This window comes from Streptomyces sp. NPDC005866, from assembly GCF_040629895.1.
In the GTDB taxonomy this organism is placed as follows: domain Bacteria; phylum Actinomycetota; class Actinomycetes; order Streptomycetales; family Streptomycetaceae; genus Streptomyces.
Genome location: NZ_JBEXWP010000043.1, coordinates 1 through 15,796, shown reverse-complemented (window position 1 = coordinate 15,796; position 15,796 = coordinate 1). Strand labels below are relative to the sequence as shown.

Genomic DNA, 15,796 nt, shown 5'->3' with positions numbered 1-15,796 from the left:
TCCTGCCCCGTGCCTGTGGATCTTGGCCGCCAAAGAACGGTCACACTCCGATGAAGCTCACTATCTCTGTCATGTCCGCCCGCCCGGTCCGCAGCCGCGGCACGCCCTCCTTCTCGAATCCCACCGAGACACCGCAGAACAGTAGAAGCCCGTCATCGGCTCCGACTATCTGGCTGACCGTCTTGCGATACATCGTCCACATCACCTGGGGGCAGCTGTGCAATCCTTCCGCCCTCAGCAGCAGCATGACCGTCTGCAAGTACATCCCCGCGTCCCCCCACTGACCGGGCCCCATCGTCCGGTCGAGGTAGCAGAACAGCACGACCGGCGCCCCGAACGCCTCCGAGTTCAAGGCTGCCATCTTCATGGGCCTGTCGGGATCGTCGCGCTCGATTCCCAGCGCTTGGTACCGCTGAGCGGCCGCGGCGGAAAAGCGGTCCAGATACGGCGATGCCAGTTCGGCCGGGTACATCGGATACTCCCGCTCATCACCCGGGTCTCCCGTCAGCGCCCTGGCCGTCGCGCGCCTCTTCAGTTCGGCCAAGGGCTCGCCGGTCACGACATACACATGCCACGGCTGGAGGTTCCCGCTCGACGGAGCCCGCGTCGCTGCAGCCAGCACGCGTTCGAGTACCTCTTTGGATACCGGCTCATCGCTGAACGCCCGTACAGCACGGCGACTGTCCACAGCCTCATACACATCCACGTCTTCTCGCCCTCTCACTCAACGGCAACCACCTCTCTACCGCCTTCAGCACGCACACGAGGCAGCAAGGTGAGGCTTCCCCTTGATCGTGGACACCTGGAGACTGGGATGTTGAGGTTCCAGAGGGAGTAGCACCAGGTGGGAAGCAAGTACACGAAGCGGTACACCGAGGAGTTCAAGCGGGACGCGATCGCGCTCGTCGATTCCTCGGGTAAGACGGTCACCGCTGTCCCCGGGAGCTCGGCATCAGTTCCGAGTCCCTGCGTGGCTGGTACCGCCGGGCGAAGGCGGACCGGGGGGAGGGCGAGTCCGGTGAGCTGACCAGCGCCGAGCGCGAGGGGCTCAAGCGGCTGCGCAAGGAGGTCCGTGAACAGCAGCAGACGATCGAGATCCTGAAAAAAGCGACGGCCTTCTTCGTGAAGGAGAACGACCGGTGAGCGAGCTGTACCGGTTGATCCATGCGGAGAAGGCGACTTACCCGATCGTCCTGCTGTGCCGGGTGCTGCACGTGGCCCGCTCCTCCTACTACGCGTGGCGCGAGGGCGAGGCACCCGACGTACTCCGTGTTCGACAGGGGGACCGGGTCCGAACTCCCGCTTCTGGCCACCTCGCGGTGGTGGCCCGGTCCACCAGTCAGGAAGCTTGTCAGGTCCCGTTGCCCGACGAGGTGCGGGCGAAGGGCGATCTCCGTGGCAGGCCGGGGAATCAGCGCGCTCATGCGTTCACCCCGGCGGGCGGGTAGGAGGTCACCCAGCAGACTCTCTGCGAGGCCAACGGGGCAGCGCATTGTCTTTGTTGCGTTCCGCCAGCCCCTCCTCGGGATGTCACGATGTCACTGCCTGTGTGCGCGGGTTGTGCTGGCCATTCGAGACCGTCTGTGATCAAGATGGCCCCTTTTCTACGTCTCGTAGTAGCTTGGGCGGTCGAGGACAACCTGGCCGGACAGCGAGGGAGGTGCCAGGTGACGGGCGGTAAGGATGGTCGGGGGGAGGCCGGGCGGCGTGCGCGGGGTGAGCTGGAGGGTGCGGTGCTGGCTGCCTTGTGGGCGGTCGGCGGGCCGGTGACCGCGGCTGTGGTCCAGGAGCAGGTGCCCGATACCGCGTACACGACGCTGCTGACGATCCTGACGCGGCTGTGCGACAAGGGGATGGTGACCCGGCACCGGGAGGGGCGCAGCTACGTGTATGCGCCCGTGGACGACCAGGCCGGGCATGCGGCGGCGGGGATGCACTCGCTGCTGGACGAGGGCGGGGACCGTGCGGCGGTGCTGGCCCGGTTCGTTTCGGAGCTGTCGGCGCAGGACGAGCATTTGCTGGAGCAGTTGTTGCACGGCGACTCCTCCGCCTGACCGGCGGGTTGAGGCGTGTTCTGGCCGGTGCCGATGCATCTGCCGCTGCTGGTGGGCGCGGTGCTGGCGCTGGGCGCCGTGGGCGGGACGCCGGATGCCGCCACGTGCGGGGGCATGGGCGATGGTGTGCGCGGCGGTTGTGGCGGCCGGTACGTGGGTGACCGAGCTCGCGATATTGGCGTTCACCGCCGTGGGCCAAGTGCCGCTGGTTGCGGCGCAGGGACCGTGGTCGGTGAGTGTGCTGGCGGCGGAGGACCCGGTGAGCCGGAAGGTTGCCGCGGTGTGCGCCGGTGCGCCGGGGTGGTCCTGGTCCTGATAGTGAGTCTTACTGTGGCTTCCTGGCGCCAGGGGCGTGCGCTGGTCGATGCCTGGCGGGAGTGCCGGCATGTTGCGGCGGGCGGGGACCTGGCCGTCGTCGATGATCCGGTGCGGCCGCGTTCGCCGTGCTCGGCATGCCGGGGCGGGTGGTCGTCACCTCCGGGATGCTGAGGCTGCTGAATGGGCAGGAGCGGGGGGCCTTGCTCGCCCACGAGCGGGCTCACCTGAGGCATCGGCACCATGTGTTCTCGCTGGTCCTGCACCTGACGGCGGCGGTGAATCCGCTGCTGCGGCCGTTGGAGCGGGCAGGGGCCTTTGCCGTGGAGCGGCGGCCAGGGCTACGGAACCGGCCGCAGTCCACAGCAAAAGGCCCACGCTCACCACGCCTGGCTCCGCCGAGACGGCGTGCTGGGGGGCGCCTGCCCTCCAGCCGGCGGATGCGGGCGTCGGGTGGGCGCGACGATCTCACCGCCGCGGCCGTTGCGGCCGCTGCGCACCCGGGATGGTCGACGATCTCAGTAGGGCTCCCGCAACAGCGCGCCGCCCACAGACGCTCACCGGCCGACGGTCCGCGGCCATCTCCCGCCCCAGGGCGAACCGTTCTGCCTGCTCGCCGATCACGGTCAGGTGGGCGGTGTGCCACCTACCTGAAGACGTGTCGCTCGGGTGGCGAGTGCGCTCGGCGGTGGAGGTGGGGCAGCGTGGGCCCCTCGGCATGGCGAGGCTACCGGGCGGGCTGCGCGGCGGCGGGTTCGGCGCTCAGCAGCGGGCGCAGCGCGCCCCGGTTCAGGGATGCGACCAGCGGGGTGGCCCAGCGGTGCAGGGCCAGGCTGGTGAAGTAGGCGACGGGAAGGGCGAGAACCGCGGAGCCGAGGACGTCGTGGGGGTAGTGGGCGCCGACGTAGACCCGGGTGAAGCCCTCCACCACGGCGAACACGGCCGCGATCGCGCTCAGGCGGCGGTCCAGCAGGAACAGCGCGGCCACGGTCGCGGCGGCCACGGTGGCGTGGCCGCTGGGGAAGGCGTAGTCGGAGGGCGCGGGGCAGGCGTCGACCAGATAGGCGTGGGGCATCGACCGGCAGGGCCGCACCTCGGCGACGATCTTCTTGACCACTTCGGCGGCGGCGAAGGCGGTGACGACGGCGACCGGTGCGGCCAGCGCGAGAGTCATTGCCTGGGTACCTCGGCGGCGCGCGTTCCACCAGCCCATGACCATGAGCACCGCGAAGACTCCCAGGCCGAGGTTGGTCCACAGCTCCATGGGGGTGTTCAGCCACTTGGTGTCACGGGCGAAGTCGGTGACGGAGGTGAACAGTGACCCGTCGACGCTGGAGCCGTCGAAGGCCAGGTATGCGGTGGCGGCCGCGGTCATGGGCACGTCCTTCCAAGTCAGCACGAGACGACGCGGAACGGCCCAGCGCCGCCGGTCAATCCCCACGCCCGCGATGGCAGACTAGCGGCATCACAGTGAATAGGTGGTGGCCGTCCACCTAATCTACTACATGTTGTAGAAACAAAATGCGTGGCCCAGTCGACTCGTTCACCGGATCACACCTGGTCGTCGGCTTGAGGCCGGGGCGCGACCATGTGGGTCGTGCGTAACCCGCACCCGGGTTCGGGTTCTGCACACCAGCGGCGGACCGCTGAGACGGTCGGCTACGGGGCGGGGCGGGGAGCGGAACGCCGTGCTGCGTGGCCGTAGTGGACGAAGCGGATGGTGGAGACGGTGAACACGACGGGCCTGTGCGGGTCGTGACTACGACCTGGAGTGCGACCCAGCGCGGCCAGCCCACACGAATGCGCGCAGCGGATCAAGGAGTTCCTCCCGCACCGCCCCAGCCCCACCGCCTTCACCCGCCTCCGCCGGCGCTACCTGACGGGCAGCCAGGAATCGCCGACAGCGTGATGGCATGGCCACTCAGCGTCGTTCTGTGCTTGACGTGTCTGCGCCGTCCTGGCGCCTACCTGATAACGGCATCAGTCTCCCGGATGGGCTGCTCTTCTCCTGACGCACGCTCAGGCTGCGGGCGGGGCGACTGCGAAGACGGATCCCGTGCTGGAGCTCATGTACACCACGCCGTTCAGCACCACGGGGTCCGGGCGCTCGATGAAGGGACTCGCGATGCTCCGGTTCGGGTCACGTCGTGCCGCACTGCGCCACACGGTCTTTCCCGTCGCAGCATCGACACAGATGATCCGCCCGTCAGCGACCAGGCTGTACAGCCGGCCGTCGGCAAACACCGGGCGGGTGGGAGACTCGCCTACCGTCTCCACGGTCCAGTTCCGCCGGCCTGTGCGGAGGTCGTACGAGGCCAGCATGCCGTCCGCCCGGCTGATGTAGAGCGTGTTGCCCTGCGTGCGTGCAGTGCCCTGTGGAGCGTCCCGGAGGGGAAGGCGTTCCGTGTTTCCGTCCGCCCTGGTGACGCGGGTGACGCTCTTGCCGTTGAGCAGGAAGGACACCGTGTTGCTGTCGGCCGCCACGGGCGTGCCGGGGTCTTCGTCGAATGTGGCGAGAACCTTGGTCGTGCGCAGTGCGTTATCAAGGACGGCGATGGATGTGATGAAGCCTGCATCTGCCCGGAGCAGATACAGCGCACCGTCTTCACCACCGAAGACGGTGTAGGCCTCGACGACGGGAAAGGTTCTGGACCCGACCAGCTTTCCCGTCCGCGCATCCCTGCGAGCGATCCGGACTCGGCCGTCCCCCTCCGTAAGGTCAACCGTCGTGATCGTGGACTTCTGCAGGGTGAAGCTTGGCGATACGACCCAGGCGGACCACAGCAGGTCACCGGTCTTCACGTCGAAGCCTTTGAGCTGTTCCCTGCCTCTTGCGTCGATCCGCGCGTCGTCGACCAGGACCGTGTTTCCGGCGAGCCCCACGACCGAGCCTGTATTCGCGGACGTGTACGGCTTGCTCCACATGGCGTGTCCGGAGGCGACGTCGATCCGTTCGGCCACCACACCGACCTGCGCGCACACAAGTACTTCTCCGGCACCGGCGCAGGAGCTGAGGCCGCCATCGGGGCCGCGCTTCGTGGCGATGGTCGGCTTCTTCTCCCACAAGCCCCACCCCTTCGGCCGCAGAGCCGCAACTGGTTCGACGGCGGGGGCAGCGCGTGTCGACGAGGCGTGGACCGAGGGCGATGCCGAACTCTTGGCGTCGCCGTGGGCTCCTCCCGCACCGCTCCCCTGGAACACTGGGACCGTCACAGTGACCGCGATCGCGGTGACGGCGGCAAGCAGGTAGGTGCGCGTCCGGGGCCGTCGCCGGGGACCATGTGCGGATCCTTCCGGTTCCGTCGTCTTCTCGGGCTCCTGCGGCCCTGCTGTCTCTATCCCCTCTTCCTGAAGCAAAGCAAGCAGATCGGCGGCGGAGGGGCGGCCGGTCGGGTCCTTGCTTAAGCACTTCTCTATGACGGCACGCAGGGCCTGCGGGACTCCCGCGAGGTCCGGAGCGTCATGCGCAATCTTCATGGCGACCGCGATGGGTGGGGCACCCGTGTCACCGTCGAATGGTCCCCGGCCCGTCGCCGCATACGTCAGGACCCCGCCCAGTGCGAACACGTCGGCCGCCGCCCCTACCTCACGCGGCGTGCTCAGCTGCTCCGGTGCCATGAAGGACACCGTGCCCAGGACCTTGCCGCTCCGTGTCAGCGGTTCCGCGCTCAGTACCCGGGCGACACCGAAGTCGATGACACGGGGGCCGTCCTCGGGCAGCAGCACATTGCCCGGCTTGAGATCGCGGTGCACCAGACCGGCCCGGTGGATGTCACGCAGGGCTTCAGCCAGTCCCCGGCCCAGCCGCCACACGGCGCCCTCGCCCAACGGGCCGCTCGCGCGCACGTGTTCCGACAGCGTCGGGGCGTCAAAGTACTGCGTCGCCATCCACGGGGGATCGGCATCGGCGTCCGCTCCCACTACCGAGGCCGTGAACGCCCCGCTGACTTGCCGCGCGGCCTGGATCTCGTGCCGGAACCGGGCGCGGTAATCGGCGTCGCCGACAAACTCCCCACGGATGATCTTCAGGGCGACACGTCGGCCCGACGGGGACACAGCCAGATAGACGACCCCCATGCCGCCCGCGCCGATGCGGCGCTCAACGCGGTACTCCCCGACCACCGGCGGCGTGGTCTCATCCTGCCAGCTCAAGGCCCCTCCTGCGACTCCGCGGTGATCGAGCTCTCTCCCACGCCTCGAGGTGGGTTAGGGCCTCATAGTCCCGGCTGCTGCGGGCAGCACGGACGCTAGCGCATTCCGCGACTTCACTAGACACAGTGCGATCACAGGGCGGTGCTGGGCACGCACCGTCGAGGAGCCAGCCGTGGCCCGCCCCACCGAGCCACAAGTGCCACGCTCATTCACGGCCGTTGTGACTGAGCGCCATCGCGGCCAGCTGGAGCGCTCAGTCACAACCTCCGGCCCGGACATCCCCTGCTTTGCACCTCCAACCGCGCAACCCCCACCCCCGCCCGCGCCAGCCCCGTCGGCGCCGCCCAGAAGGAATGCCCGACCGTCCCGCCGTGTTGTGGAGGGTGTGGTTGTGGAGGGGACAGTGTCCCCGGGCCTCACCTATTGCCCATGAGGACGATCGTTCGGCTGAAGCCTCATGGAGCCTTTCGCCGCGTAGGCGACCGCCCTTCACGACCACACACGCGTCGGTGGGCCGCCCCGGATTTCTCACGGGACGGGCCACCGTCATGTCCGGTCGCCCTAACGGTCTCGGGGGAAATTGAGCTTCGGGCGTGCCTGCCCGGCGGTTCGGCTGGTGGGTGATCAGCGGGCGGTGTTGCGGACGAGGACGAGTTCGGTGCTTGTCCGGCGGTGGTGGCCCGCTGCGCGGATCGGTCGGAGACGAGTGAGGCGATCGCGAAGTGGGTCTCGGCGTAGGTATCGCGGCGTCCGTACGGCCCTTCTCATGTCACGGCCCGACTGGGACGATCACCATGTCCGGCGAGGCCGTAATGCGGTGGACAGCCCTCTGGTGCTGGGCGAGCATCTCCGCGATGAATAACGAACCTCACTCCATCCCCAAACGCGTCCGCTTCGTCGAGCTCAGCGCAAAGGCGCTGCGGGCGCTTGCCGACGGTAACCTCGCCGGCGGCAGTGCCGAGGCAGGGGTCGCCCTTGACGAATACTTCGTCTGCGACCGAGCCCGCTGGATCTTCGGCTATCGCGCTGACCAGCTCGCCAAGGACCCGTCTGCCGCGCCCTGGATCACGCGGGCCGCGGTGTCCAAGCTGGACGGGGCCGTCGTCGGAGACGGCGGGTTCCACGGGCCGCCGGACGGGGCCGGCATGGTCGAGGTCGGCTTCACCGTCGTGCCCGGGTGCCGCCGCCAGGGCTATGCCCGCGCCATGCTGAAGGCACTGCTCGTCAGGGCCGCCGCCGAACCTGGTGTCAGGACCGTGCGGGCCCGTATCAGGTCCGACAACAACGCCTCCCTGGCCACCATCGCGGGCTTCGGTTTCACGCGCGTCGGCGAGCAGGGCAACGAGCGCGACGGGCTCGTGATCGTCTTCGAGGTCCCGGCAGGCGCGATTCAGGCCGAGTAGCTCTACGGCCTCGGCGGACATGGTGATCGTCCCGGTCGGGCCGTGACATGAGAAGGGCCCTACGGGTTGGGTGAGTTGTGAAGCTGACCTGGGCTCGTGCGGCCTGTTCCCATCCTGCCCTGTCCGGTGTCTCACGCGCACTTTTCGGCAAGTTGCTCGCCGAGCTCGCCAGTGCGTGGGAGGCCATGCGGCAGTCCGCGCTCCGCGAGGCCCGGGGCGGGGAGCGTCGGCGAGCTGCGGGTGCCGGCCGAAAGCCCAAGCTGGTCCTCCTCGATCGGCTGCTGGTCACCCTGGTTCATCTGCGCCATCAGTTGCCGCACGTGGTGCTCGCCGAGCTCTTCGAGGTGGATCGCTCCACCGTTTCCGCGGCCATCCGCCAGGTCCGCCCGCTGCTGACGGCCCGTGGTTGCGCCGTGCCCGACCGGCCCGGCCTGCGGCTGAAGACGCTGGAGGACGTCTTCGCCTATGCCGAGGCGGAGGGCGTTGAGCTGCGGCTCGACGGGGCCGAGACCCAGGTCCGCCGCCCGCAGGCCGACCGCTCCGGGCGCCGGGCGTTCGTCTCCGGCAAACGCAAGCAGAACACCATCAAGACCACCACGTTCAGCGACGGCCAGGGCCGCTTGTTGCTGTCCGGCCTGGTCCGCCCGGGCCGGATGCAGGACCAGACCGCCGTGCGCACCGAGGGCATCGCCGAGCAGTTCCGCATCCGTCCCGGCGTGAAGGCGAAGGTCGATTCCGGCTACCTAGGGCTGGCCAAGGAGTTCCCCGGCCAGGTCAGCGCCCCGCCGAAGAAGCCCAAGGACGAGGCGTGTGACGGTGACAAGCACGCCTGGCGCGAGACACGGCGGCGGCAGTCCTCGGCAAGGATCTGTGTGGAGCACACCAACGCCGAGCTCCGCCAGTGGGCACCCCTGCGCCGATTCACCGGACGCCGCGATACCTACGCCGAGACTCATCTCGCGATCGCCTCACTCGCCTCCGACCGATCCGCGCAGCGGGCCACCACCGCCGGACAAGCACCGAACTCGTCCTCGTCCGCAACACCGCCCGCTGATCACCCACCAGCCGAACCGCCGGGCAGGCACGCCCGAAGCTCAATTTCCCCCAAGACCGTAAGGGACACCATGCCCGGGTGGACGTGCACGAGAACATCAACCGGGCCCGCGAAGAGGCTCCCGGCGCCGCCTGACCGATCGCGACCGGCGGCGCCGGGTACCGACCCGGCCGCAAGCTGCGGACCGCCGACGTCGGTGTCGGCAGGCCGGGGTCGAGGCTGACTCTGCGCAGGGCCTTGAAGGTGACCTTGAGCAGGGCATTGGCGCATTCAGCGATGCCGCGGATCACCTTGTTGAACGTCACCTGCTTGAGGTCGAGTTCGCGTCCCTGCGACTTCTTGCCGGGACAACGGAAGCCAGGGCCGGCGTTCTCGTAGCCGAGGTCGGTCAGGGTCGGGATGCCCAAGCGGCGGCGAGACGGTGCGGCGACGAGGCCGTGGGTGCGGGCGCAGGTGGTGTCGTGTTCGCGGCCGGGGCAGACCGGGGAGACCGACGTCGCCCGCAAGAACCACATCCGGTACCGGGGCGAACTCATCGAACGCCTGCACGCTGTCAATACGCGAGCGATCGACCTCACCGAGGCCCTCCTGCTGCTCAGCTGCGGCGAGCGTGGAAACCTCACCCGCAAGAGCGTCGACCCTCGTCGCTGAGGAAAGCGCCGCCGAAAGGCTACTCCCTCTCGCCGAACAGCGCCGGATCACGCTCGCGTCACTGGTGGGCGGCCTGGACCAGCGGCTCCGCGGAGCTTCTGCCGCGGATGGTGACGAACCTCGTCCAGAACGCCATCGTCCACAACTTCTCCGCGGGCAGCACCGTGACCGTCCACACGGAGGCGCACGGCGACACGAGCGTGCTGCGGGTCCAGAACACGGGCCGTCGGCTGCCACCGGAACTGGTACCGACCCTCCCTCAACCCCTCCAGCGCGGAACGGAACGCGTACGCACCGATGAACATTCCGGCGTCGGCCGCGGCCCGGCCATCGTGCACAGTATCGTCCGCGGCCACAACGGAACCCTCGATCTCGTGCCCCGCCCCGACGGGGGTCTCCTCGTCACAGTCCGGCTTCCCGGCACGCCGTAGGCGTCGTCCTCGCTCGCGGCGTCGGGCCGCCAGAACGCCGGGGGCGTTCTCGTTGGACCAGCGTTGACAGGCGTACAAAGCCGGGGTCTGGACGGTTGGTTGGAGTCGGCGATGGCGATGGTGAACAGCCAGAATGGGGCGCGACTGGGGCGGGCGGCGCCACCCCTCAAGCGTCCGCCGGGCCGGGGCCTCACACCAACCCAGCGAACGGTCAACCGTAGGTGCTCGGCAGCGCGGGTCGGCGCTGACACCCGTAGAACGGCGCAAATCACGCGATAAGGTGGCAGAGGATAAGACCCCCCAGTTCGACAACTGCGGCTGCGGCGGCACCAGTGAAGTTTTGCCGAAGCGCACGGGCTTGACATAGGGAATGTTCCGGGCGCAAAGTGTGCGGTTCGGCTGACGCCCCGAGGTTGGCGCGCAACGCGTCGGCGGCCGCGCGCAGGCGGGCAAAGGCCGCCGGACGCACGGCGTTCGTGGCGGCCTGTCTCATCGAGTCGGCAGAGCAGAAAAGGCACCAGGCCCGTCCCGCAGTGCGGACGGGCGTCACGGCTGAGTTCCGGGCAGACCTTGCGCCTGCCTCGCCCCGCCGGAAGCGGGGCGCCCATCCGCGTGGCGAACTCACTGGGCCTCGGTCCGCCGCGCCGGACGCAGCAGACACTCAGCAGCCGGACCGCGTCGACGACAGCGGGCCGGACCAGCGCGGAGTTCGCGGTGAAGGCCGCGGCCGGTGTTGAGCAACCGACGGCGCGCGGACCGGAACCACTGCTGCCCGCTCCGGCCGAGGGCGCCAGCGGCGATCACTCACCGGACAGCACATGTTCTCCCGCCCCATTGTGTTGGACCTTGTGTCCCCTTACTGTTCGGCTTTGCCTGAGTCTGTTCGATGCTGATTGCTCAGGCGGATGGAGGCGCAGTGCCGGGAAATGGGATCCGTTCAGAAGTCGGGAGACCCGGTCGCCGTCGGTGGGGGAGGGCGGTCCTCGCGGCGGCCGCGACCATCGCTCTGGTCGTGGGCATGACCGCGCCCGCCGCGGCGCGGGACACCGGCGAGCAGACGCCCGCCGCCGCACGCGCCGCCGTACCTGCCGTCAGTCCGCAGGCACACACGGTGAGTCTCGACGGCTACTCGTTCCTCGTCGACGGCGAGCGCACCTACCTCTGGTCCGGCGAGTTCCACTACTTCCGGCTCCCCAGTCCGGACCTGTGGCGCGACATCTTCCAGAAGATGAAGGCCGCCGGGTTCAACGCCACCTCTCTGTACTTCGACTGGGGATACCACTCGCCGAAGCCGGGTGTGTACGACTTCAGCGGGGTGCGCGACGTCGACAAGCTGCTCGACATGGCCCAGGAGGCCGGTCTCTACGTCATCGCCCGCCCGGCGCCGTACATCAACGCGGAGGTCGACAGCGGCGGTCTGCCCGGCTGGATGACCACCAAGGTGGGGCACAACCGCAGTGACGACCCGCAGTTCCTGAAGTACGCGGACGAGTGGCTGACCCGGATCGACCGGGTCATCGCCCGCCACCAACTGACCAACGGCACCGGGTCGGTCATCGCCTACCAGGTCGAGAACGAGTACTACAACGGCTCGGCCGCAGGCCGCTCCTACATGAAGCACCTGGAGGACAAGGCCCGCGCCGACGGCATCACGGTGCCGCTGACCGGCAACAACAACGGCACCTTCAACTCCGGTACCGGCGCTCTGGACGTCGACGGACCGGACTCCTACCCACAGGGCTTCAACTGCTCGAACCCCTCGAAGTGGAACGGCGTCCCCGACATCAGCTACGACCACCCGGGGGGAAAGCCGCTGTACTCGCCCGAGTTCCAGGGCGGCGCCTTCGATCCCTGGGGCGGCCCCGGCTACGACAAATGCGCCCAGCTGATCAACGACCAGTTCGCCAACGTGTTCTACAAACAGAACATAGCCGTCGGCGCCACCGCGCAGAGCTTCTACATGACCTACGGCGGCACCAACTGGGGCTGGCTGGGCATGCCCGAGAACTACACGTCGTACGACTACGGGGCTGCGATCCGCGAGAACCGACAGCTCGATCCGAAGTACTACGAGGACAAGCTGATCGGCTACTTCACGCAGTCCGTCGCCCCGCTGACCAAGACCGAGGTGATCAGGGCCGTACCGCCGGACGACTCCTCGGTCGTCGACACCGCCCGGATGAACCCCGACACCAAGACACAGTTCCACGTCCTGCGGCACGGGAACTCCACCTCCACGGCGGTCGACAAGACCCACGTCTCGCTGGACTTCAACGCCCAGCCCTCCGCCGACACCCACTACACCTGGGACGACCCCGACTCCGCGCTGCAGTACACCGGTTCCTGGTCGCACGTGGCCGACCAGAGCTACACCGGCGGCGACTACAAGCACACCGAGTCGTTCTCCAACAAGGCCGGCGACTCGGTCACCGTCCCCTTCGACGGTACCGCCATCCGCTGGATCGGCTCGAAGACGAACAACCACGGTTACGCCGACGTCTACCTCGATGGCACCAAGGCCGCGACGGTCAACGACTCTGGCAGCGAGAACCAGGCGGTGCTCTTCCAGAAGACCGGCCTGGCACCCGGCGCACACACACTGAAGATCGTCGTCGACGGGAACCACGGTTCGGGCTCCACGGACAACTACGTGGCCATCGACGCCGTCGATGTGCCAACGGCCGCCACAGCGGAGCCGACCTACCCGGTCGTGCCGCAGCAGCCGGGCACCGCGATCACACTCGACGGACGCGACTCGCATGTGATCGTGGCCAACTACCGGCTCGGGGACGCGCAGTTGCAGTACTCGACGTCGGAGATCATGACCAGCGCGACGATCGGCGACCAGGACGTCGCCGTGCTCTACGGCGATCAGGGCAGCGACGGCGAGACCGTCCTTCGCTACGCGTCCAGGCCTACCGTGGCCACCACCGGAGGCACGGCCACCACCACCTGGGACGCGGCCACCGGCGACCTGCGGCTGAACTACACCCACAAGGGCCTCGTCCGTATCAGCGTCAGCGGCGGCGGGAAGCGCCCGCTGCTGCTGCTCGTCGGTGACAAGGACACAGCGAAGACCTTCTGGCGTCAGGACACCGCGACCGGCCCCGTGCTCGTGCGGGGAAGCCATCTGCTGCGGACGGCGACCAGCGGGGACGGCGGCCGCACCGTGGTGCTCACCGGCGACAACGCCGACGACAAGAACATCGAGGTGTTCACCTCCGCCGCCCATGTCACCTGGAATGGCACGACATTGGACGCCAAGCCGACCGGCCCGGCGAGCCTGGCCGGCACCATCCCGGTAGCCGCCCCGGTACACCTGCCGGCGCTGACGAACTGGAAGCACGCCGAGGAATCGCCCGAAGCGGCGCCCGGTTTCGACGACTCCAGCTGGCAGGTGGCCGACAAGACGACCACCAACAGCGTCTCCGGCGTCAACTCGCTGCCGGTGCTCTACGCGGACGACTACGGATTCCACACCGGCAACACCTGGTATCGCGGCCGCTTCCGTGCCACCGGCAAGGAGACCGGCATCCACCTGGTCTCCGACTCCGGCGGAGACGCACAGGCGTTCTCCGCCTGGCTCAACGGCACCTTCCTGGGCAGCTCCACCACGGGCAGCGCCGACTTCACCTTCCCGCTCGGCGCGGTGAAGTCCGAGGGCGACAACGTCCTCTCCGTGCTCACCGTGAACATGGGGCACGAGGAGGACTACAACTCCACCAACGGCAACAAGACCGCGCGCGGCCTGACCAGCGCCTCCCTCGTCGGGGCGCCGCTGACCTCCGTCACCTGGCGGCTGCAGGGCGTACGCGGCGGCGAGGACCTGCAGGAGACCGTGCGCGGCCCGCTCTCGACGGGCGGCCTGTACGGCGAGCGGGCCGGCTGGTCCCTGCCCGGCTACCCGGACCGCGCCTGGGACCGGGTAGCCCTGCCGACGACCGACACCCGTCCCGGGGTCTCCTGGTACCGCACCGACGTCAGCCTGGACCTGCCGCACGCTCAGGACACCTCGCTGGGGCTGACGTTCACCGACGACCCGGCACGCAAGTACCGTGCCACGATCTTCGTGAACGGCTGGCAGGTCGGCAACTACGTCAACTACCTCGGCCCGCAGCTCACCTTCCCGGTCCCCGACGGAATCCTGAACCCGAACGGCCACAACAGCATCGCCATCGCCGTGTGGAACCTGGACGGCAGCACCGGCGGCCTCGGAAAGGTCTCGCTCACCGACTACGGCAGCTACGCCTCGCCCCTGCGCGTCGCGCAGAACGACAGCCCGCGCTACGACGCCCGGACGTACGCGATGCCGAGGCGTCCGGGAGCGGATGTCACCCTGGACACGCCCGACACCGCCCAGCCGGGACGGGCCTTCACCGCTCGTGCGACGGTGCGTGTACCGGACAACCGGCCGACCGCCTCCCGGCTGACGGCCTCGCTCGCCGCGCCCGAGGGCTGGAGCGTGACGGCCACGAGCCCCACCTCGGTCGACCGTCTGCGACCCGGCACGTCGGCCACCTTCACCTGGCAGGTCCAGCCGCCGGCCGGGACGCTGCCGTCCGCCTCGGCACTCACCGCCACGGTGCGCTACCGGCAGAGCGGGCGGCAGGCCACCGGCGCTGACGAGCGCATCGTCGGAGGGGTTCCACCGGCGCCGCCGGCCGGGAAGAGCGAGGTGAGTGACCTGTCGTTCCTGTCGTCCACCAACGGGTGGGGTCCGGTGGAGCGTGACAGCAGCGTCGGCGAACAGGCCGCTGGCGACGGCCGTCCGATCACCATCGCCGGCGTCGGTCACGCCAAGGGCCTGGGCACCAACTCCATCAGCGACGTCCAGTTCTACCTCGCCGGACAATGCTCGCGGTTGACGGCGGACGTCGGTGTCGACGATGAGACGGGCGGCGCGGGCACGGTGACGTTCTCCGTGATCGCCGACGGCAGGACCCTGCTGACCACGCCGACGATCCGCGGCAAACAGGCGGCCCTGCCGATCGACGTCGACGTCACCGGCGCCCAGGTGATCGACCTCAAGGTCGGCGACGCGGGCGACGGCAACGGCAACGACCACGGAGACTGGGGGACACCGACACTGACGTGCGGCTAGGTGTGCAGTCCCGACAGGTTGGTGACGCGGCTGGCTGGGGTGTGGCCGCCGATGCCGGTGTGGGGTCGGTGGTAGTTGTACCAGTCCAGCCAGTCGGGAAACGCGGCCTGTCGTTGGGCGTCTGAGGTGTAGGGCTAGGCCCATTCCTCGAGCAAGGTGCGGTGGAGGCGTTCGACCTTGCCGTTTGTCTGTGGCCGCCAGGGCGGGTCCGGCGGGGGCTGATGCCCAGCTCGCGGCAGGTCTGGCGCCAGGTGTTCTTGGTGTAGGCCCAGGCGTTGTCGGTCGAGGACCCGCTCGACGGCGACGCCCTGCTGGGCGAACCAAGCAGTTGCCCGTCGCAGGGAGGCCGCGCAGGTCGCGGCCTTCTCACCGGCCACGTCTTCGGTGTAAGCGAGGCGGGTGTGGTCGTCCAGGGCGGTGTGTAGGTAGGCGTATCCGGTGCCGTTGCGGCGGTCCTGGTTGGCCCGGCCGGCTGCGCGGCCGAGGACTTTGTGGCCGCCGCCGTCGGGGAGCGGGCGAGCTTCTTGACATCGATGTGGACTAGACGAGTAAGTCCTATGTCCTGGGCTGACGATCAGGCATGAACAGAGGGTGTTCAAGATCATGTTGTGACGCAAGACCTGAACACCCTCTTG

The 15,796-nt window shown here is 68.8% G+C and carries 11 protein-coding genes and 3 pseudogenes; 9 read left to right on the top strand and 5 right to left on the bottom strand.

Annotated features, from left to right (window positions below):
- Window positions 1–40: 40 nt before the first annotated feature.
- Window positions 41–706: a nitroreductase gene (locus tag ABZ396_RS38930; protein ID WP_358922793.1), complete on the bottom strand. Its 666-nt coding sequence runs from the start codon at window positions 704–706 to the stop codon at window positions 41–43.
- A 433-nt stretch (window positions 707–1,139) separates the two neighbouring features.
- Here ABZ396_RS38930 and ABZ396_RS38925 point away from each other — a divergent pair, with 433 nt between their 5' ends.
- The 3 genes from ABZ396_RS38925 (at window position 1,140) to ABZ396_RS38915 (ending at window position 3,214) form a co-directional block, all read left to right on the top strand.
- A complete protein-coding gene (locus ABZ396_RS38925; RefSeq protein ID WP_358922794.1) occupies window positions 1,140–1,448 on the top strand; it encodes a hypothetical protein in 309 nt (102 codons plus the stop codon).
- A 219-nt stretch (window positions 1,449–1,667) separates the two neighbouring features.
- Window positions 1,668–2,054 (top strand): BlaI/MecI/CopY family transcriptional regulator, encoded by a 387-nt coding sequence (locus ABZ396_RS38920; protein WP_358922796.1) that lies wholly within the window; start codon window positions 1,668–1,670, stop codon window positions 2,052–2,054.
- Between the two features lie 452 nt (window positions 2,055–2,506).
- The gene (locus tag ABZ396_RS38915; RefSeq protein ID WP_359186955.1) at window positions 2,507–3,214 is read left to right on the top strand and encodes a M48 family metalloprotease; all 708 of its coding nucleotides are present in this window, start codon (window positions 2,507–2,509) and stop codon (window positions 3,212–3,214) included.
- Here the strand turns inward: ABZ396_RS38915 and ABZ396_RS38910 are convergent.
- Window positions 3,097–3,744, bottom strand: a complete 648-nt coding sequence (locus tag ABZ396_RS38910; RefSeq protein ID WP_358922798.1) for a phosphatase PAP2 family protein — start codon at window positions 3,742–3,744, stop codon at window positions 3,097–3,099. The two genes, ABZ396_RS38915 and ABZ396_RS38910, sit on opposite strands and share 118 nt — an antisense overlap.
- 382 nt (window positions 3,745–4,126) lie before the next feature.
- On the opposite strand from ABZ396_RS38910, the pseudogene ABZ396_RS38905 reads away from it, so the two are divergent.
- Window positions 4,127–4,278, top strand: a pseudogene (locus tag ABZ396_RS38905) (chloramphenicol phosphotransferase); the annotation flags it as partial.
- A gap of 110 nt (window positions 4,279–4,388) precedes the next feature.
- Here the strand turns inward: ABZ396_RS38905 and ABZ396_RS38900 are convergent.
- Window positions 4,389–6,521 carry a protein kinase gene (locus ABZ396_RS38900; protein ID WP_358922800.1) on the bottom strand — a complete coding sequence of 711 codons (2,133 nt, stop codon included), beginning with the start codon at window positions 6,519–6,521 and terminating at the stop codon, window positions 4,389–4,391.
- Window positions 6,522–7,375: 854 nt separating this feature from the next.
- Here ABZ396_RS38900 and ABZ396_RS38895 point away from each other — a divergent pair.
- Both ABZ396_RS38895 and ABZ396_RS38890 read left to right on the top strand, forming a co-directional pair.
- Window positions 7,376–7,924, top strand: a complete 549-nt coding sequence (locus ABZ396_RS38895) for a GNAT family N-acetyltransferase (protein WP_358922802.1) — start codon at window positions 7,376–7,378, stop codon at window positions 7,922–7,924.
- A gap of 185 nt (window positions 7,925–8,109) precedes the next feature.
- Complete coding sequence (locus ABZ396_RS38890) at window positions 8,110–9,201, top strand: transposase family protein (protein ID WP_358922817.1); 1,092 nt, start codon at window positions 8,110–8,112, stop codon at window positions 9,199–9,201.
- On the opposite strand, the pseudogene ABZ396_RS38885 reads toward ABZ396_RS38890, so the two are convergent.
- Window positions 9,188–9,469: pseudogene (locus ABZ396_RS38885) on the bottom strand (transposase family protein); the annotation flags it as partial. The gene ABZ396_RS38890 and the pseudogene ABZ396_RS38885 overlap by 14 nt on opposite strands.
- Between ABZ396_RS38885 and ABZ396_RS38880 the strand changes: the two are divergent.
- The 3 genes from ABZ396_RS38880 (at window position 9,420) to ABZ396_RS38870 (ending at window position 15,161) form a co-directional block, all read left to right on the top strand.
- Window positions 9,420–9,629 (top strand): hypothetical protein, encoded by a 210-nt coding sequence (locus ABZ396_RS38880; RefSeq protein WP_358922804.1) that lies wholly within the window; start codon window positions 9,420–9,422, stop codon window positions 9,627–9,629. The pseudogene ABZ396_RS38885 and the gene ABZ396_RS38880 overlap by 50 nt on opposite strands.
- A gap of 107 nt (window positions 9,630–9,736) precedes the next feature.
- On the top strand, window positions 9,737–10,060 hold the full coding sequence (locus ABZ396_RS38875; RefSeq protein WP_358922805.1) for an ATP-binding protein: 324 nt from the start codon (window positions 9,737–9,739) through the stop codon (window positions 10,058–10,060).
- Between the two features lie 1,018 nt (window positions 10,061–11,078).
- A complete protein-coding gene (locus ABZ396_RS38870; protein WP_358922807.1) occupies window positions 11,079–15,161 on the top strand; it encodes a beta-galactosidase in 4,083 nt (1,360 codons plus the stop codon).
- On the opposite strand, the pseudogene ABZ396_RS38865 reads toward ABZ396_RS38870, so the two are convergent.
- Window positions 15,158–15,705: pseudogene (locus tag ABZ396_RS38865) on the bottom strand (DDE-type integrase/transposase/recombinase); the annotation flags it as partial. The gene ABZ396_RS38870 and the pseudogene ABZ396_RS38865 overlap by 4 nt on opposite strands.
- Window positions 15,706–15,796: the final 91 nt, after the last annotated feature.

Bases quoted from the DNA above. Each gene is read 5' to 3' on its own strand.
- ABZ396_RS38915 (WP_359186955.1), top strand. From the start codon at position 2,507: ATGCCGGGGCGGGTGGTCGTCACCTCCGGGATGCTGAGGCTGCTGAAT.
- ABZ396_RS38910 (WP_358922798.1), bottom strand. From the start codon at position 3,744: ATGACCGCGGCCGCCACCGCATACCTGGCCTTCGACGGCTCCAGCGTC.
- ABZ396_RS38895 (WP_358922802.1), top strand. From the start codon at position 7,376: ATGAATAACGAACCTCACTCCATCCCCAAACGCGTCCGCTTCGTCGAG.
- ABZ396_RS38890 (WP_358922817.1), top strand. From the start codon at position 8,110: ATGCGGCAGTCCGCGCTCCGCGAGGCCCGGGGCGGGGAGCGTCGGCGA.
- ABZ396_RS38875 (WP_358922805.1), top strand. From the start codon at position 9,737: ATGGTGACGAACCTCGTCCAGAACGCCATCGTCCACAACTTCTCCGCG.
- ABZ396_RS38870 (WP_358922807.1), top strand. From the start codon at position 11,079: ATGACCGCGCCCGCCGCGGCGCGGGACACCGGCGAGCAGACGCCCGCC.